General features: G+C 58.7%; 24 protein-coding genes. 4 read left to right on the forward strand and 20 right to left on the reverse strand.

Annotation, left to right across the window (positions count from 1 at the left end; translation table 11 throughout):
- Positions 1-359 precede the first annotated feature (359 nt).
- From ACZ1HH_RS16535 to ACZ1HH_RS16630, 20 genes are all read right to left on the reverse strand, one after another.
- A complete protein-coding gene (locus ACZ1HH_RS16535; RefSeq protein WP_472635399.1) occupies positions 360-1,055 on the reverse strand; it encodes a phage adaptor protein in 696 nt (231 codons plus the stop codon).
- 2 nt (positions 1,056-1,057) lie between these two features.
- Positions 1,058-1,744 carry a hypothetical protein gene (locus ACZ1HH_RS16540; protein ID WP_472635400.1) on the reverse strand — a complete coding sequence of 229 codons (687 nt, stop codon included), beginning with the start codon at positions 1,742-1,744 and terminating at the stop codon, positions 1,058-1,060.
- 63 nt (positions 1,745-1,807) lie between these two features.
- Positions 1,808-2,092, reverse strand: a complete 285-nt coding sequence (locus ACZ1HH_RS16545) for a hypothetical protein (RefSeq protein WP_472635401.1) — start codon at positions 2,090-2,092, stop codon at positions 1,808-1,810.
- 13 nt (positions 2,093-2,105) lie between these two features.
- Positions 2,106-3,116: a phage major capsid protein gene (locus tag ACZ1HH_RS16550; protein ID WP_472635402.1), complete on the reverse strand. Its 1,011-nt coding sequence runs from the start codon at positions 3,114-3,116 to the stop codon at positions 2,106-2,108.
- A gap of 24 nt (positions 3,117-3,140) precedes the next feature.
- Entirely contained in the window at positions 3,141-4,220 is a 1,080-nt protein-coding gene (locus ACZ1HH_RS16555; RefSeq protein WP_487320451.1) for a hypothetical protein, read from the reverse strand.
- Positions 4,221-4,245: 25 nt separating this feature from the next.
- Positions 4,246-4,590, reverse strand: a complete 345-nt coding sequence (locus ACZ1HH_RS16560) for a hypothetical protein (RefSeq protein ID WP_472635404.1) — start codon at positions 4,588-4,590, stop codon at positions 4,246-4,248.
- Positions 4,590-6,596, reverse strand: a complete 2,007-nt coding sequence (locus ACZ1HH_RS16565) for a hypothetical protein (RefSeq protein ID WP_472635405.1) — start codon at positions 6,594-6,596, stop codon at positions 4,590-4,592. Before ACZ1HH_RS16565 ends, ACZ1HH_RS16560 begins: the two co-directional genes overlap by 1 nt.
- The gene (locus ACZ1HH_RS16570; RefSeq protein ID WP_472635406.1) at positions 6,597-7,886 is read right to left on the reverse strand and encodes a hypothetical protein; all 1,290 of its coding nucleotides are present in this window, start codon (positions 7,884-7,886) and stop codon (positions 6,597-6,599) included. It abuts the gene before it with no gap.
- Between the two features lie 79 nt (positions 7,887-7,965).
- Positions 7,966-8,256, reverse strand: coding sequence for a hypothetical protein (locus ACZ1HH_RS16575; protein WP_472635407.1), 291 nt, complete (start codon positions 8,254-8,256; stop codon positions 7,966-7,968).
- Positions 8,257-8,977: 721 nt separating this feature from the next.
- Positions 8,978-9,559 (reverse strand): hypothetical protein, encoded by a 582-nt coding sequence (locus tag ACZ1HH_RS16580; protein ID WP_011538143.1) that lies wholly within the window; start codon positions 9,557-9,559, stop codon positions 8,978-8,980.
- 22 nt (positions 9,560-9,581) lie between these two features.
- Entirely contained in the window at positions 9,582-9,836 is a 255-nt protein-coding gene (locus tag ACZ1HH_RS16585) for a hypothetical protein (RefSeq protein ID WP_011538142.1), read from the reverse strand.
- Complete coding sequence (gene ssb / locus ACZ1HH_RS16590; RefSeq protein WP_044026694.1) at positions 9,836-10,312, reverse strand: single-stranded DNA-binding protein; 477 nt, start codon at positions 10,310-10,312, stop codon at positions 9,836-9,838. Before ssb ends, ACZ1HH_RS16585 begins: the two co-directional genes overlap by 1 nt.
- On the reverse strand, positions 10,312-10,533 hold the full coding sequence (locus ACZ1HH_RS16595) for a hypothetical protein (RefSeq protein WP_472635409.1): 222 nt from the start codon (positions 10,531-10,533) through the stop codon (positions 10,312-10,314). The genes ssb and ACZ1HH_RS16595 overlap by 1 nt, the downstream gene beginning before the upstream one ends.
- A complete protein-coding gene (locus ACZ1HH_RS16600) occupies positions 10,530-10,889 on the reverse strand; it encodes a hypothetical protein (RefSeq protein WP_472635410.1) in 360 nt (119 codons plus the stop codon). The genes ACZ1HH_RS16595 and ACZ1HH_RS16600 overlap by 4 nt, the downstream gene beginning before the upstream one ends.
- Positions 10,890-10,893: 4 nt before the next feature.
- Complete coding sequence (locus tag ACZ1HH_RS16605; RefSeq protein WP_472635411.1) at positions 10,894-11,742, reverse strand: hypothetical protein; 849 nt, start codon at positions 11,740-11,742, stop codon at positions 10,894-10,896.
- The gene (locus ACZ1HH_RS16610; RefSeq protein WP_472635412.1) at positions 11,739-11,891 is read right to left on the reverse strand and encodes a hypothetical protein; all 153 of its coding nucleotides are present in this window, start codon (positions 11,889-11,891) and stop codon (positions 11,739-11,741) included. Before ACZ1HH_RS16610 ends, ACZ1HH_RS16605 begins: the two co-directional genes overlap by 4 nt.
- A 188-nt stretch (positions 11,892-12,079) precedes the next feature.
- Positions 12,080-12,622 carry a class I SAM-dependent methyltransferase gene (locus ACZ1HH_RS16615; RefSeq protein ID WP_472635413.1) on the reverse strand — a complete coding sequence of 181 codons (543 nt, stop codon included), beginning with the start codon at positions 12,620-12,622 and terminating at the stop codon, positions 12,080-12,082.
- Positions 12,622-12,924, reverse strand: coding sequence for a hypothetical protein (locus tag ACZ1HH_RS16620; RefSeq protein ID WP_011539008.1), 303 nt, complete (start codon positions 12,922-12,924; stop codon positions 12,622-12,624). Before ACZ1HH_RS16620 ends, ACZ1HH_RS16615 begins: the two co-directional genes overlap by 1 nt.
- Positions 12,925-12,927: 3 nt before the next feature.
- On the reverse strand, positions 12,928-13,158 hold the full coding sequence (locus ACZ1HH_RS16625) for a hypothetical protein (protein WP_472635414.1): 231 nt from the start codon (positions 13,156-13,158) through the stop codon (positions 12,928-12,930).
- Positions 13,159-13,161: 3 nt separating this feature from the next.
- Positions 13,162-13,605: a hypothetical protein gene (locus ACZ1HH_RS16630; RefSeq protein ID WP_472635415.1), complete on the reverse strand. Its 444-nt coding sequence runs from the start codon at positions 13,603-13,605 to the stop codon at positions 13,162-13,164.
- A gap of 50 nt (positions 13,606-13,655) precedes the next feature.
- On the opposite strand from ACZ1HH_RS16630, the gene ACZ1HH_RS16635 reads away from it, so the two are divergent.
- From ACZ1HH_RS16635 to ACZ1HH_RS16650, 4 genes are all read left to right on the forward strand, one after another.
- The gene (locus ACZ1HH_RS16635) at positions 13,656-14,339 is read left to right on the forward strand and encodes a hypothetical protein (protein WP_472635416.1); all 684 of its coding nucleotides are present in this window, start codon (positions 13,656-13,658) and stop codon (positions 14,337-14,339) included.
- 735 nt (positions 14,340-15,074) lie between these two features.
- Positions 15,075-15,842 (forward strand): DUF1828 domain-containing protein, encoded by a 768-nt coding sequence (locus ACZ1HH_RS16640; protein WP_472635417.1) that lies wholly within the window; start codon positions 15,075-15,077, stop codon positions 15,840-15,842.
- Between the two features lie 299 nt (positions 15,843-16,141).
- Entirely contained in the window at positions 16,142-16,501 is a 360-nt protein-coding gene (locus ACZ1HH_RS16645; protein ID WP_472635418.1) for a hypothetical protein, read from the forward strand.
- Between the two features lie 213 nt (positions 16,502-16,714).
- On the forward strand, positions 16,715-16,960 hold the full coding sequence (locus ACZ1HH_RS16650; protein WP_472635419.1) for a hypothetical protein: 246 nt from the start codon (positions 16,715-16,717) through the stop codon (positions 16,958-16,960).
- The last annotated feature ends 89 nt before the right edge of the window (positions 16,961-17,049 follow it).

Raw genomic sequence — 17,049 nt, forward strand, 5'->3', positions numbered from 1 at the left:
AATAGGCGTTTCAGACTTGCCCCACTTGGACACACCCCATCTGCCACGGCCCCACTTGAGCGCACCGCTATTGGGGCTGCTGGCCGAAGACAGTGTTGTGGAAACGTCAAAGATCGCGCTTGAACTCGCCGCGAAAATCTTGCTCTCAGCACCTGCACGATATTCAAACATCGAAACAACAGGATTGTTGATGTATGCAAACTGCCGCGTCCCGCCTCGAACTTTGCAGCCGCGCGTCGTCGGTATGAAATTCTCGAGAACCTCGGCACCACGGCCCGAAGATGGGTAGCCTTCGATCAAGCCTTCGATAGGTGCTGGAACTGAGACCTGCCCCGCCTGAGATCTGCGCACGGGCCGCCTCATGGTGTAATGACCCCGGGATAGGCAACCTTCGTAGCGGGCAACCGGCTTGATCTCTGCGTCACGATCCGTGCGCCCTTGTCGCTCTCAACCTCGCGAGAAAGCGCAGCATCTGCCGCCTGCATTTCCTCGGCATAATCGAGACCTTTGTCTTTCCGCCACTGGTAGATCAGCGCCAGTTCCAACACCCGGTCATCAAGAACAAACAGGTCATCGTCGTCACTGAACCGCTCCTTGCGCGCGCCATCGGTGCCTTGAACGACCTCTTTGCTTACATACCAATAACGCGCTGTTTCGCCAGTGCTGAGCGCAGGGCGAAACACCATGTTTCCGCCAAACAGAGTCCACGCTCCATAGGAGAAATCACCGATTCCCACGTCCATCTGCAGCCAGTCTTCCGGGCTTATGCGGGAGAGCGGGGATTGCGTTCGCGAGGACCACACATCGGCGTCCTTCGGCATCCGAAGGAAGTCTGACGGCAGCGCGAACTCTGTCTCACTGCCGTCCCCTGTAGATGTGCTGATCTTCATAAGCTTGCGCCAATCATGCGCGCGCAAGACCATATCAGCCGCCTCAATCACCGCCCTTTGAAGCTCGATCTCCGTCCGGCTGGTACTGCCGAACAAGACGCCTGGCCGTTCCAGCCCAATGGCGGGAGCAGCGGACCTCACGATTTCAAGGACGGTGCGAGACATAATCAGGCCGCCTTCTCTTTCGCGTCTGCGATGGACTGCAGGGCGCGAACCAGACGCTCACGGGTCAGCTTGCCTTTCGGAAGCTCATGGCCTGCATCAACGATCATGTTCTTCAGGTCATCCTCAGAGAAGCCCTCGAACTGGTCTCCTGCAGGCGGCAGCGCGTCGTCGTTGCCCGCCATAGCCGCTTCAAGCTCCGCAATGCGCGCATGAAGTGCGGCGGTGTCAGACAGATTGGCGGCCCGTTCAAGGTATGTTTTCGCGCTGTCGACCAGATCGCGGGTGCCCATACCCAGCTTTTTGATCGCGTTATCGGGAAGGCCCGCCAGCTGCTCAACCGTTTTGATGTTCTGAGCCACGAGTTCAGCGCGCTTGGCTGCGGTCAGGACGGTAAGCTCAACGAGCGGGGTGCCGTGTACACCCTCCAGATCGCCGTCGCTCTTGAAGGCATCGTACGCAGGCTTGAACCGCTCCGCATAGGTCATCTGTTCTTTGGCGTGTGGGTTGTAGTGCTTCTCATGTGCCGACGCCACGAGCTCGCGCTTATTGTCAGCGGGGAAGCGGATGCGGATGTATTCCTTGTCTTCGTAGATGGGGCGGCCCTGCGCTTTGGTCTCGCGCGGGTTCGGCACAGCATGCATGAAGAATTCAACGCCAAGCGAAAGGTCGGGGTTTTGGGTCGGGTCCATGGTGGAAGTCCTTCTGAGGGAGATGCAGGGAGGAAGCGGGCCCGAAGGCCCGCCGCCGTTTCATCAATCGATCTTGAACCAGGCGTGATCGCCCGCTGCGAGCGAAACGCCCGAAGCATTGTCCGCAGAGCCGCCAGAGTTCGCCGCCACGTATTCACCGGAAGAAAGGGTGATATTGACTGCGGTATTGCCCGACGCGATGGTCGCGCTGGCCTTGGCGTACTGATACGTCTTGCCATCGTCGCCAAGCACCGTGGCGCCGGTCTTGAACGGGCGAGGCTGCGCCAACCCGTCCGACCAGACCTTGGTGAAATCAACGCCGATTGTGTTGCCAGAAATGTTTGCCATTGGTCAGCCCTCCTTAGTAAAGTTTGGCCATGTGGAGCGGGTTGCACAGCGTCAGCTCGCCATAGAAACCGATGTGCTGAACAACGGCGTCTTGGTTGACCGGCGTCTGCTTGCCGCCAAACTTCGAGAAGTTCCGATCCTTGTGGTAGCGGAACCGCAGATGATCCGTCGTGAGGAAGTACGAGGTGTCAGACGGCATGGCCGAACCGATCCCGCCCTCCAGGACGATATCCATCGACTTGCCAGCGCCGTAAAACTTCAGCGATGGGAAGCCGAGCTTCGCAATCTTCCCGCCGCCATCGGTAATGCGCTGGATGGCCTCAGTCGCACCCATATAGGCACCGTAGTGCTCCTGAGAGGACAGGATCAGATCCGGGCCGGTGCGGCCACGGCTGCGCTCGATGACCACTTGGTTAAACATGGGCTTAACCGACGTCTTCGTGACTGCTGTTTCGCTGGTCTGATCCCAGCTCGCGGTAGACGCATCGTAGGCCGAAGTCCGCCAGATGGCGTTGCTTGCTCGGCTGATGCCGCCGTATGTGCCCGCAGTGGGGTCGGTCGGGAGCGCAAGCTGCAGACCGCCGATCTGACGCCCGCCGTCAGCAGTGCCATCGCTGTGAAGATCCTCAACAAAGCGATCTTCCAGCTCTGTTTCCGCCGCTTCGAGGTGCAGGTCCATGATATTCATGAGCTGCGCGGTCGAGCCGTTGTTCTGCAGGATGTCTTCCATGGACAGGACAACCGAGACGGCCGCCATCTTCGGCGTAAACTCGGCGTCGTTGACCAGATCTGCAGGCTTCGGGTTCAGAAACTGATAGCCAGAATAGCGCGTATAGGTGCCGGACTCATTGTAGAGCAGGCGCTCGCGGATAGTGGGGCCCTCGAAGGTCTTCCACATCCCTTTGCTTTTCATGATGGCCAGGAGGACGTTCGAGTTCGACACAAGATCTTGGTATCCCGTCGAACGATCCTCGATGGCCAGCGACAACGCCTCTTGCAGGCGCTCGTTTGGGTTTAGAGCCATTTGCTCATCTCCATCTGGTTGAAGTTAGAAGCCTGCAGCGCTCATTGCGCGCTGAATGGCTTCTTGTCGGTTCGTTGACGGCTTCCGCTGCGCCGGGTTTGAGCCAGCCGAAGGGGCGCCTGTCACGGATTGCGACACACGGGTATGAGCCGGGGTCGCGGGGGGAGCCTGTTGAGGCTCTGGAGCCGGGGCCGGGTTCAGCCGGTCGGCTTTATCGTATGCGTCTTGGAGATCCTTCGCGAAGCCTGTCTGGATCAGCTCCGTCATGGTCTGCTCAAGTTCGCTGAAACGTGGGTGATCCGCCGCGAACTGCGCGATCTGGTTTTCAATTGCTTGCTGTTGCTGACTCTCGATGCCCTTGTTCACTTCACCGAAGCCCTGCTGGAGTTGCGACAACTGATGCTGGAGGGCCAGGATCTGTTGGTCTCGGGGATCGGCCTGCCCGGGCTGGCCGGTTTGCAGCATCTGAGAGACTTGCTGCAAAGAGAGACCCATGTTGGCGGCGATCTCTTGAAAGCCGCGCACCGGATCTTGGCGCAGCATATTTTCAAGGTTCACGTACCGGCCAAGAGCATCCTCCAACTTCACACCATGGGTTTGGGCCATCTGATAGAACGGCTCCAGCGGCTCCACGCGGGATTTATATTCCGCAATCCCTTGCTCCATTTCTCGAATGGCGCGGTGTGCCTCGGCGCGGATCGGCTCCGGGGCATCCTTCCACGCCGCCTTCGCATCAGCTGAAAACCGAGATGGCGCCTCTGCATGGCTGCTCTCGCCCTCCGGCTTCGCTTCGGGCTTGGCCTCTGGCTTCACCTCTGCCTGTTCGGGCTGAGACTTGCTGACGAACTTACCGTCCGGCCCGCGCTCTTGCTTCTGGACCTCAGCCTCGTTTACCGCCTTGTTCTCGGCGCTTTTCCCTTTCTCCGGCTCATCAATGCTTTCGAACGCCTTTTCCAGAGCCTCACGGCGGCTGCGGCGAGGTTCAGCGTCTGCGGTCGAGGCTGCCTCACTCGACTGGCCTTCTGTTTGAGGCTCAGGGGATTGAACCTGCGCTTCGGGTGCGGGGGATTGTTCCGCCGGGGCGGTGTCTGCAAAATCGTTCATCTGTCACCTGTCTGAGAGGTCGCGTTTACGGGGCTCCAAACCCCGCCTGTGAAAGCGCCTTGCCCACGCTGGCCTGACGCGCCTTTTTGCGCTGGTCGCGCTCATCCCGGCTCGGAGTGGCGCGCTTGGTGGGCACGTCATTGCCAACCTCAATCACGCCCGCGCGCCGGTACTCCTTCCGAAGCTCGCTCTTGCTGTCATAGACTTGGCCGTTGGTCATGGACTGAACAGCGTTCTGGCAGTCCGAAATCAACATAGGGGCGCAGAGCTGTCCCTGAGCCGGACGGCGTTGAAACGCCATTTCCTCATAGTGCGCCTTGAGCCGCTGAAACTCAGCCTGCGATACGGTTTGACCCAAAAACGTTGGCATCAGTTATCTCCAATCCCCACCGGGCGCTGCTGGTCTCGCTCAAGCTCTACCTCTGCGACCTGCATCATCGCGTCGATCTCGGCCTGAGCCTCCTTCAGCCGCTGCTCGTCTTGCTTGACGCCAAGCTCCTGCAGTTTGATCCGCTGATCTTGCGCCTTCAGCGCTGCATTCAGGTCGACCTGATAGCGGCCCGCCTCCAGCTTGGCCGAAACCTCCGCCTCCTTCAGAGCGAGCTCGCGCTCCTTGAGCGCCAACTCTGTCTGCTTGACCTGCATGTCCGCCTGCAGCTTTTGAGCCTCCCCCTGCGCTTTGATCTGCTCGGGGCTCGGCTGCTGCCCCTGCCCTTGCGCTGCCTTCTGCTTCACCGTCTCCACGAACTGGTCGATCTCGCCCCCCAGATCCCGGCCCGCGCGGAAAGCGCCGGCACCAAAGCGCAACATCTCCCCCATGAACGGGGCGGCTTCTGGCTGTGACTGGATCAGAGGCGCTGCCTGAGAGATGAATCCGCCAACAGCCGTCAAAAACTCAGTCCGGCTCTGCTTTTCTGCAGCCTCATTGGGCGCGATCGTGCTGTCTGTCTCGACCTCCATAGCGAACGGGCGGGTTCGCTGATCCGTGAGAAGCGCAGCCACCTGCTCGACCGTCACAGTCTGGGGAAGCTGCTGGCCTGACTGCTGTGCTTGGGCCATCATCTGCTCGACCTGCAGTGCGGTTGGCAGCTGCATTCCTGCCATTTGCATCAGTTCGCCAATATCGAACTTCTCTGCCATGATTTCAGCCTTGATGCGCAGCACATCCAAAGCGACACGCACCATCTCAGACTGCTTTTCGCGAACTCGGACGCTGCCGAACTGGGCTTTGAGATTCTGAGCTCCGAGCGTCTCTTGAGCCTGTGTCACCCCGCGCATGATGTCGCTCAATCCGGTGATCTCATATACATCATCGATCAACTGCTTGCGCAGCTCGATGCATGCCTGAATTACACCTGCCACCTCAGACACGGGAAGCCACACAATCGCGTCACGGAGAGCCTTGCCCCCCATCGCTGCTGCCGAGGACACCGGGATCAGGATTGCCTTGTTGTCAGTCTGCTTCATCGCTGTTTCGATGGCGTCTGCCACCTCGCTAGCCCCAGCTGCAATGAAGCCCTTGAGACGCAAGCTCTCTGCGAGACCGCTGATGCGAGCAGTCAGCTCGTTGATCTCATCAACCTGGTCCCGGTAATAGACGAAATCGGGGATGGGCTTCAGGGTGCCGCGCTCAACAGTGGCATATGCTGGCTTTGGACAGGGGAAGAAGCCCTTCACATCGAATAGGGGCGGCTGCTCATCCAGAACAGTATCGACGCCCTCAGTTACCCACACGACCGTTCCGCTGGTTTTTGACCAGATCTCCCAAACTTGAGCCTTGCGGCCAGTCGATTGGTAGTCATCACCCCTGTCGTTGCCGATCTCTTCCCGTTTCGCATCAAGGAAGATCTCACCAAAGCGTTTCACGCCCTCATCACGCCCCACGTAGGCGCGGCGGGCGACCCAGCTGACCTCTTTCCACTTTCGAGCTGGTTCATGTAGGAAGTCGCGGCGATCTACGTGGATGCAGCGCGCGTCATCCAGAACCCAGGGCACGCCGCGCCCAGAAAGGCACAGATCATCACGCACAAGAAGCAGGGTCTCGTGCAGGTCATCGGCTTCCACATCGTACTCAAGCGCCCGCTCGACAAGCTCTGAGGCCTTGCGCGGGATCTCCCCCGTGTCGCTGTGGCGAGGCATAACAACAGGCTGCGGAGCTCGCTGATAAACCGATGGGCGCATGATCTCGACATTTGACCAGAAAATCTGGAACTGCCGGTCCCCTCGCGCATCAGCCATTTTGCTCAGATTGGCGTAGAGCTCATCAATACGGTCGCACTTCTCATTCCAGACGTTGAAGGCCTTTTCCGCCTCCTCGATGGCATCAAGCCAAGGCTTCGACGCGCTCGGCTCTTGGTGCTGTGTGTCTGCGTCCATTTACAGCCTCGTGCGCTTTGAGTTCTCGTTGAGGTCCGGCGGGGCGATATGCACCTGCCCGGGCTGTGGTCGAGGCTTCGGCGGCTCTCTCTTGACCTCTGGGGGCATGCGCCAAGACAGTCCGAGATACCTCCAAGCGGAGCCGATGTGCTCTGCCCAGTCCTTCACTGGAATCTCCCGGAAGGTCTTGAGCTCGTCGCTCCACTCTCGCCGGTATGATTTGAGGCCATCAACACCGTGAGCCACGCGCTTGCCGCGGGCATCATCACCCTTGTGGAAAATCGCCTGATTGATCGCGTGCCTGCCCGCTTGCAAGCCGTCCGCGACGGCGACCTTGGCAACCCGAACCGGCTTGCGCTTATTTGCCACCAGCCTCTCGATGCGGGTCTTGCTCGTGCCCCATTCGGTGTTCGCGGCGTCATGCGGAACGTAATCGTTCCCGTGATACCCCTGCTCATTCAGCCAATCGCACCAGTCTTCGAGGTCGTCAGTCTCCGGAATGTAGAAGTCTACGATCAGGGGCCGATTGCCGTATACCTGGAAGCACCAGATCGGGTTATTGACAGCCTTGCCGAGATCCCAAACCGTGTGGACAGGTCTGGAGGGGTCGATTGGAATGGGCATCATGCGGCCCTGGCGCTCCGCTCGAGACATCTCTGCGCCGAAGTAGGCCCCAACCATCGCCCCAGCGAAGCTGCAGTGATACTCCTGCTCGAAGAACGACCGGCCGAGTTCTATCCCGTGAAGGTCTTGGTACTCCCTCAGAGCCTCATCCAGATCGGCTGCGGATAGCGCCCCTGTTTCCTCGATCGACAGCAACTGCGAGAACCAACGCGGGTTCTGAACAGCGCTGTCATACATCGTCTTGGCGTGGTTGTTGCCACGCGGGGTGGTGATGAAGGCGGCCCACCCACCTGTCTCTCGGATCATTGGCGAATGGTATGCCCAAGCGCTCGGATTGCTGAGGGCCCACTCTGAATAGGCAATCCCAACAGGACCAGATCCTACCGTGGCGTCATACCGATCTGATCCCAGCAGCTGGAACGTCGATCCGCTGGACAGCTCGATAAACATATCGTCGTCCTGCATCCGAACGATGGTCGACGGGTGGAAGGCGTCGAAAATGCGCCTCTGACCAGTGCGCGGGTTGATGCCGTTCCAGATGGCCTTGCGGGCCTGCTTATACTCCGGGAAGCAGTGCCAATAGGCTCCGACTTTCGATTCCGACAGCTCCGATATTGCGTTTAGGACAATCTCGTCCTTACCAGCGCGCCGGTGCCAGATTGCCATGAGGCGGTCATGCGTGCGTTCGACAAGTGCGCGGTGGAACTGCTGCTGATACCACCGGACCCGGAACTCCAGCTCTACCTCAGTCAGGCTTGGCCTCGTACACAGTCTTGCGGATTACTGTGGTGGCAACTTTGGCATTGACCTGCAGGGGGAGAAGCTTCGGGTAGATCGTGGCCCAAAACGCGCGCTCGTTTTCCGGTGCCTCTTGCGCCCATGCGACCAGGCGATCAGCGCCACCAAGACGATCAGCAGCGTCCTCAATGATCGCTTTTGCTGTCGCAGTGGTCTTATTCTGGCTTCCCTTGGGGCGGCCTCGACCCTTGTGCGTGAGGTTATTTTCGCCCTCTATTTTATTCGCCATATCGCTCATCAGCGCCGGTTTGAGCGGTCGCTGCCTCTTGCTGAGTGTTTTTATTGAGATAGTCCAACCAACCAACGCATGATCGGGTATCAACCCGCTGCGCTCTGGTTCTATTTGTGTAACTGTTCCCGCCGCCCTGCATTCAGCAGGATAATGCCATGACCCCTCTACACCTTGCTGTTGACGCTCTAGCGCATGCAGGGCTTTGACCAGTGGCGGGTGATACTGGGGAGGAATGGTGTGAGGGTATTTTTGAGCGCGGGCCGGGCTTGATACCGGCTATCCGAGATTACCTAGCACGTAGCACTCGGCGCTTTCCTACAACTGGAGACCCTTCACTCCTGCCGCGCTCAGGGCGGTGCTGTCCAAGCGCCCTTCCGGGTAGCATGACCCAACCGCACGGGTTGGTGTTTCATACGTCAGCACCGGCCAGAAAACGGATATCATTCGTGAAATGCGTAGCACTTTGGAAGCGACTTATTGCCATCCCGGCGCACCGCATCCCTATGCCGCTGCCCAGATCCGAAATCCGGGGATCCAGCTACACTCCCAGCATACCACATCTAAAAGATGCATCAAGAGGTTGAGTTCTCACCAATTACGAAAGCCGACCATATCCATGCAGCCATGGCGCCGCACGACATCCCCAGGGCGAATTCGGATTGCAAGAACCAACACGCGTTCATGACGACAAATGGTGCCGCCCATGTTCTGTTCAACGCCGCGATCATCACGCCACCCCCTTAACTCGATCAGGGTCCACATCGAGTGGTGTCACCCTTCCAAATATCTCAAGTTCGACCCGCAGCTTGGCGTAATCGTCGTGCGCGTGCTTGATAACCTTGGCAAATGTCGCGGAAAAACCTTCCCAAGGCGGGCAAAGAAGCTCAAGGGCCTGCCCGGGCTTGAACTGGCATTGGTATTCACTGTTGGCGCGAGCACGCTCAGCATCTGCATATTCGGCCTCCACGGCGCGGCGGAAGTCGTTCAGACCCGGAACTGGAGGCACTACCGCACCGGTGGACTTCTTCACATGCCCCGGGATTCCCTCGATGTCGAGGCGAGACAGCGCCACAGGTTTGCCGATAACGTGCTTGTGCTCCAGCACATCACGCCAGATGATCGCCGGAATGACGGCGAACATGAGCTTCGGCACATACGCTGCGTCATACCATACTGCAGAGCGCTTCTCCTTCACGTATCGGCTACCGAGTCGCACCGGCACCCACGGGTTGACGCCCATCGCCTTGAGGTCATCACGAACAGCGAACTCTTTCCCGCGCGTGGTATTGATGGCGTATGTGTTCGTCATTTTGCCTGTCTCCTGCCTTTGGTTATTTGCTGAGGTCTACGGGTTCCGGATTGAACAGGAACTCTCGCGTGCATCCGGTGAGAGCGCAGAGGGCGTCTATGTATTCATCCGGTGGTCTGGTGCCACGCGCGCGAAGGCTCGATACTGCGGCGCAGCTCTTGCCGATGCTTGCTGACCACTCAGTGAACGTGACCTGACCAACAACGAGGGCGACCTCGACGCGCTCCCAGAACTCTGGGGGCATGCGGTTTTTCAGCGGGCGTCCTCTCATAGCCATCAGAACGGAATCTCATCGTCATCGATGCTTTGACTGCCAGAGCCGTATCCACCGCCCCGGTTGCCGCCGCAGCTGTCCTGACCGCCGCCATATCCACCGTCATCGCGGGACTGACCATCGCCATTGCGACCGTCCAGCATGGTCAGCGTGGAGCCAAAGCCATGCAGCACGATCTCGGTTGAATAGCGGTCCTGACCGCTCTGGTCCTGCCACTTGCGGGTCTGCAGCTGGCCTTCGACATAGACCTTTGACCCTTTGCGCAGGTATTGCTCGGCCACGCGAACCAGACCTTCATTGAAGATCGCAACGGAGTGCCATTCGGTCTTTTCGCGGCGCTCGCCCGTGTTGCGGTCTTTCCAGGTCTCAGAGGTCGCGATGCGGAGGTTGCAGACCTTGCCTCCGTTCTGGAAGGTCCGAACTTCCGGATCGCGGCCAAGGTTACCGATCAGCATAACTTTGTTCAGCGATCCAGCCATCATTCGGCCTCCTTGGGTGTTAGTTCGGGATATGCCGCCTCCAGAGAAGCGCGGTTCCAGCGAAGGTCACGGGAATAAATGTACGAGCCAAGTGCTGCCTGGCTCATTTCAAGCTTGGCCGCCGCCTTGGGAAGGCTGCTGTCGATATGAGCGTGGATCGCACGCATCTTCTCCAGCTCGTGGCGGCGAAGGATCTCGGGCCATGTCTCCGGGGCGCTCACGACGGGTCACCCATCCGGTGCGGGGTGAAGCCGATCTCACGCATGATTTCGCTGGCCCGGGCTCCGTCGATGCGCTTCCGCTTCGGTTCGGGCTGGGAAGCGGCGGCGGGCGCGGCAGCGACGCGGCTGGACCGGGCACGCAGGATCTCAGCACGGACGTGGCCCTCGTTCGGCATCCGGTTCGGGTTGGCCAGGACAGCAGCGCGGCAGGCGGCCTGCACCTCTGACAGCGGGAAGTCCTGGAGCGCATCCATGAAATCGAGCTTCTGCCGGTCTTGCGCCGGTGTATTGCGCTCACGCTCCCAGCCGAAGCGGTCGAACTTCTTGGCCAGATACTCGCATTCCATCGCCAGCATAGCCCTATGCTTGGCCAAGTCCTGCGAGCCTAAGTGCTTGCTCAAAGGCAGCGTCAGACCGGTTTTCGGATCCGTGGGGAGCTTCTGCTCTGTCGGGGCGGTGAGTGCGGTTGTCATAGTTGCCCTCCATCAGTTTTGTGAAATTCTGGGATTTGATGAGCCAATCGAAGCCGAAGCCATGCCACGGCTTGGCAGTGCGCCCCCGGCAGAAATCGCTGTCGAATGCCTTGCGCAGCGCCACCTCCCAACCCTCGGGGCCGCCACACTCGGCGAGACGGGCTTTGAGTTGGCGGGATCGGTTCGGCGACAGCTTCTGGATCTTCGGCCAGCCAGCCGCCTCGGCTGCGTCGTTGTAGCGAGAAACCGCAATAGACTGATCGTTGGCAGGATGCGGCGAGGAACAATCACCCGAAGAAGCTTTAGCTTCTGAGGTTTGTTTATTGTTCCCTTGTTTGTTTACTGCGTTTTTGGTGCGTTCTCGGTGCGTTTTTGGTGCGTTTTCTTCCGCGTCACTGTCAGAAATTTCCGCATACTCACAGATACTTACGCGCGTTTTTGGTGCGTTCTTTTTGCCATGTACCGTGCGTTCAATTAGCCCTGCGTTTTCGAGCCGTAGTAGAAAGTTGCGAACTTTGGTGTCTGAACCCCAACATGTAGTATGCTGGAATTCGCGCAGAGTGATGAATACGCAGCCCTTGGGGCAATCCACCATCTCGGTTCCGACCCGATGAACTGTGTCTTCCCAGGCCGCATTCCGGCAAAGCCACAAATAGGCCTCGCGCTCCGACATGGGCTCTTTCTTCCATACCGGATCGTCAAACACGTCCTTGCTGACTGCGAACCAACCGCTCATGACTGGTCTCCAATCTCGATGTAGACCGCCCCGCCCTTCTCAACCGGTCCACGGCTGAGGGTGTGAGTGGTCCACTCGCTGTCGTCTTGGCCGATAGCTTCTGCCACGCCGTCCAGGCCGCTCTTGATGCTTGCAAGCATGTTGTCCACGTCTCTGCGGATCCTGTCAGGAGGGCAGAAGCGGATCGCAATGTGAGTGCCGGGAAGAAGCTTGGCGGCCTTCGCCTCCCAGCCGCATGTCTCCCGGTAGCGCTGGCGGATGCCAGCGATTGCGCGGCGGTCACATCTTGCGTTTGGGGAAAGCTGGCGTGGAGGCCAAGGGAGGCGAACGATGTTGCTCATTGCACTGCCCGCCCAACGAATTCGATCGGGCCCGTATTGCGCTGGTCGAAGAGGTACCATGCGCAGTTGTCCTTGCCCGTCTGGTTGGTGCCTTCGATCCAGCACAGGCGGCCTACCGACACGACCTTGCGAAGATAAGGCAAATACGGGACCGCTTGTCGGGTATGCATCCAATCCGCGTCAAACAGCAGCCAAGTGGGCCGCATGGCGGAGAAATGCAGGATCATGGCGTGCAGAAGGGCGCGGGACCAAACCGGGTTGGTGATGATATCCGTGACACCTGTTGCCTCCACATCCTCAGCGGTGGTCGCCATTGCATCCAGCCGGTAGACGCCTTCGCATTCCGGGTTGATATCTGTTGCCACGACGCACTCGGCGCCAAAGGCTTGGAGGTTTCGCACCAGATCCGCAGCGCCGGCACACGGCTCCCAGAAACGGCAACCCCAACGCAGATGCGGAGCAAGCGCAGATGCGGCCCGCGCATCAAAGGTGTGGTACTTGTCCTGAGGCCTGCGCTTGAAATTACTACGCTTTCCCATCAGTCCTTCCCCGCGGCTCTACGCATCCGGCGGATGCAGCGGTTCATGATCCGTGTGCGCTCAGCGATAGTCTCCGCGAGGATCAGCTTCTTGCGCTCGATGCGTGGCTCAAGGGTGGCGAGGCGCGAGAGTTCCGCGTCGTCCGCATAGCGCAGCCACGGGGCGTCAATACCGAAGGGTGCTTCGATCCTCGGGCCGCCGTTGTGGCCGATGTGCGCGGCGATTGCGGCAATCTTGCGCGCCTCGGCTTCCTGCTGCGCTTGTACCTTGGCGTAAATGGCCGTGAGAGGGTCATCCAGCATTGATCAATCCTCCGTCTTGTACAGTGGGTTGCGCTGTACAGGCTTCGGAGAAATCGCCCGTCCAATCGCCATGGAAAGACCAGATCGGATGTTCTGCGTGGCGTTTGATTTGGTGGCCCTACAGGGGCACTCAGCGAGAGCGACACGCAAGCTCTGCGCTCGGTCCTTCGGCATGCGGATGACCAGATCTTCGCCTTCGAGTTTCACGCTGCTGCCGCGTACCGGATCAGCCATGTCTCAGGCCTTCCTGATGGGGGTGACGCCCGCGGCCAGCGCCTCGAACCGAACGGCCATTTCATCGAATTTTGCCGAGGCCTCTCGCGCCTCCACGACTGCGGCTGCGTAATCGCCCGCATCGCCAGACTGCGCGGCACGGATACCGGCGCACACCGCCTGGCCACCCTCTTCGGAGGCTTCACCCGAAAGCGCGTAGAGGCATGTCTCTCCCCCATCACGAACGGAGGACGCGCGGTAGATGTCGAAGCAGTTATTTCGAGTGGCATCCATAAGGGCCCAAGCCCAGAGAAGCGGAACCTCGAGCTGCCCGTTCTTGATCTTCGTGAGAGTGCCGATGCTAATCGAATGACCAACGGCCGAGGCGATGACAGACGCTGCGGCTTCCTTGCCACCCACTTGGGTCACGAGGTTGTCAAACATCTGCGCGGCGATCTTAGGCTGCATGGAAAGGCCTTTTCCTTGGGGTTCGAGCTCACCGCGCCCAACTTGAATGTATGGAAGCGGTATTAGGCATAGAGAGAGGGTTAGGCGGCGGTGTTGCGGGCCCGGCGAGCACGCTCGGCGCGCAAAGCGGATCGGATCGAACGCTCTGTGTCCGGCCAAATACGCCCGCCGCTTCGAAGGCGCGGGACAAGGCGACCGTTGTTAGCCAGAAGGATGCCGACCCGATGCTCAGAGAGCCCGGTTTCCTCAATGAAAGTTTCGATGTCGGTAAGAAGCTTGCTCATACGAAGCACATTACACGCTATCGCGTGCAGGTCAATACACGCTATAACGTTAGAGCCGAATACGCTCCCGCGTGTTATAAAATGTGCATGAAAGAAGACTGGCACACACGGCTCGAAGAGGTCATCCGTAAGGATGCCCGAAGCCTCAGGAAAATTAGCGAAGACGCAAAGTGCGGCCCGAATTTTGTCCAGCAGTTACTGAAGGATAAAAAGGATCCTCGCGCCAGCCAATTGGCTCGGTTACTTGAAACCTTGGGGCCGGGCGCGGACTTCTATGTGATTACTGGATTTCGCCTGTCTCGAGCCGACCTCGAGTTTCTGAAACTCGTTTCTGCCCTTGACGATGGGGCTCGTCAAAACGTGGTATCTTTGATGGAGAGACTTTCATCAACGGAGCCTGCGAGTCCTCACTCAACCTCTGAAGAACGAGAGCCTGACTTAACGGACTAAGCTTCTGAAATAAAAGTACCATTTCAATAATTTGAGAATTCATTAATGCCCCTATGTTCTCGTTATGTTCACATTATCCGAGGTTGCCGAGTCGGGTCAAGTACAGCTGCCCGCGTGCGCCTGCACTGGCCTGCGGAGTTTGCGAGGAAGATCACTTAAAAGCACGGACAGAGACGGCAATCAGCAAGGGGTAATTTAACCCCCTGCCGTCAAACAGGGCTAAGTAACTGACATAGAAAGGTGAATTTTGACTAGGGTGGTTCGCAAAAAAGTTTCTATTAAGAAAGTAGTTGAGGCCGATACCGATTGGCGCAACACCCAAATTGGCCCGCGGAACGCTCCTGTCTATCCGAAGTCAAAACCGGCGCGCCCTGGGTGGGAGTGGCGATCACTCCGATTGACCGGACAAGATGGTGAAGACTTCGTTTGCCTGTTCGAGGCCTCTCCTAAATTTGGAAAATGGAAAGCTTGGCTTATGGAGAAAAGGCCGGGTGGTGAATGGGCGGTTCTTGTTAGGCTCGAAGATCAACCCGGACAGGCTGGGCTGCACGCACATACCGACTGCGCAGACGGCGCCCTCTCAGGAACCCAGTCGATCAACCTGCCCCAACGCTGGCCAGAACATGGCAAAAAACACCGACGGATTGTCGCTTGGACTAAAGCATCGTTTTTTAATGCGGCTATAGCTATATTTCGAATAGATGGCGCTAAGATAGCGCAAGAGGAACTTCCGCTTTGACCCCGGACTTTATAAAATCTGAGCTTTGCCGCACATTTTGCGACGGCCTGTCTGTATCGACGGTTCCGGAAGGCTTGGCGGTGGCGACGAGCTTTATCCTGCCTGATGGCGACCCCGCGATATTCTATGTAAGGGAGACGCCGGACGGCTTTGTATTCGAGGATGACGGGGATTTTGTCGCTACTGCTCGTGCTTCTGGCATCTCTGTGGACACGGGGGTTCGCGCCCAATTGTTCTCTGGGATTCTCGCGGAGGGTGCCGCAACCCTCGATGAAGAAACTCTGCAGATCCGCAGCCACCCAACCCCTAAAGAAGGGCTAAAAGACCTAGCCCCGCGCTTTTTGTCCGCCTTAATCCGTGCTCGCGACCTCTATTTGCTTTCAAGTGAAAATGTAGCCTCCACTTTCGCAGAGGATGTTCGCGAGGCACTTGAGGACCGTTTCGGAAGCCAGTTCTCGATAAGTGAAGATGATAACGCCGATTTTGCCGCCGACTTCATTCTGCGCCACAAAAACTCTGGCCTTAGGGCCGCATTGATTTTTGCGGTTAATACCAACGAAAAGCTGCTCTCTGCCTTGATCAGATATGGTGAGCAGCACGATGATGATGCCCCGGTAATAGCCATGATGGACCGCATCGGGACCGGAGGAATATCTAACCGAAACTTCATGCGCGCTCAAAATAGAGGGCTTCCCATGCCTTTCTTTGGGGCCGACAGGAACGCAGCGATGAGTTTTGTGGAGCAGCACGCCAGGGTGCATTAGGAACGACCCCAAGACCCTCCCCCTAACCCTGCTCCGGCGGGGTTTTTCTTTGCGCGCATCATGCTTTGAGTTCTGCGCCGGGAGCGGAGTCGCCGGTGTGGCAAGGCTATCCGAACCCAGCGCAGCGCTTAGCGGCAAACCCTTTGTAGCATGCCGGGGTGCGATGCGCCACAATTTTGCACGCTTTTGCGTGTTTTTTCACTTGCACTGCACGCCTTAGCGTGCATATAGTGTACCCAACAACCCCACCGAAGACGCGCCGCTGGCGCAGATCGCGGGGCAACAAAGGGAGCCACGACATGCGCGATACAGCCTTTCAAACGATCTACCTCGGAGACGACATCGAGTGCGCGGCACAGGTTGCGTTCTTCGTTGAGCGTGAAGGGGCTGACACTACGTGCGGCTTCACTGGCGGCCACGATGTCACTGCCGATGTCCTCAGCGTTCAGATGGAAGACCCCGAGACTTGGGAGTTTGAATTGCTCTCTCGTGAGGAGGTGATCCGCCGCTTTGGGAAGTCTGACCTTCTCCGCGCCGAACGTGAGCTGGAAGACACGATGTCTGAGGCTCTGAACCGCGGCGACGCAATCACCAGTGACGATGACGCAATCTTCGAGCCGCGCGACTTCGAGTTCGCTTGGCCCATCGCAGCAGAGTGAGGTTGAAGAAGTGAGCTACCACGACAATCACACACGCATGCGCGCCAACTCAGTCACAGACGTGGCTTATGAGCGCGGCGTGCAGGTCAACCGGCTGTCAATGGCGCTGGAAGACATCGCCCGGACCTCCAGCTGTCGCAGAAGCGCGGAGAGAGCCCGCTTGGTTCTGGCGCAGGTAGGAGATCCCTACCCTCTCGACCGGGAGGGCGCGGCATGACCCACCTTTCCAACGTCACCCCCATTCGCACCCCGGCGGCAAAGTCCACCACTCACGCGACGCACACGCGCCGCCGGGGCAGTCACGATTGGAGCGCGGGGCCGTGGAAGCACCCAGCCCCCACCAATGGCGGCCCTGATCGCAAGAACTGGACGCTCACGCTGACGTTCTGGGCGCTGATGATCTTCGTCGCAATCCTGACCGCAGTGTCAGTCGGCGCCAGCCTTTCTAATCCCCTCTGAACCTCCCTGTCGGGCGCACCACTGCGCGTCCGCTACTTCCCCGGCGGTGAGGGTTTTCTCCTCCCTAACCCGAAACCGCCGGGGCCTTT

The organism is Epibacterium sp. HA2-3 (assembly GCF_055693725.2).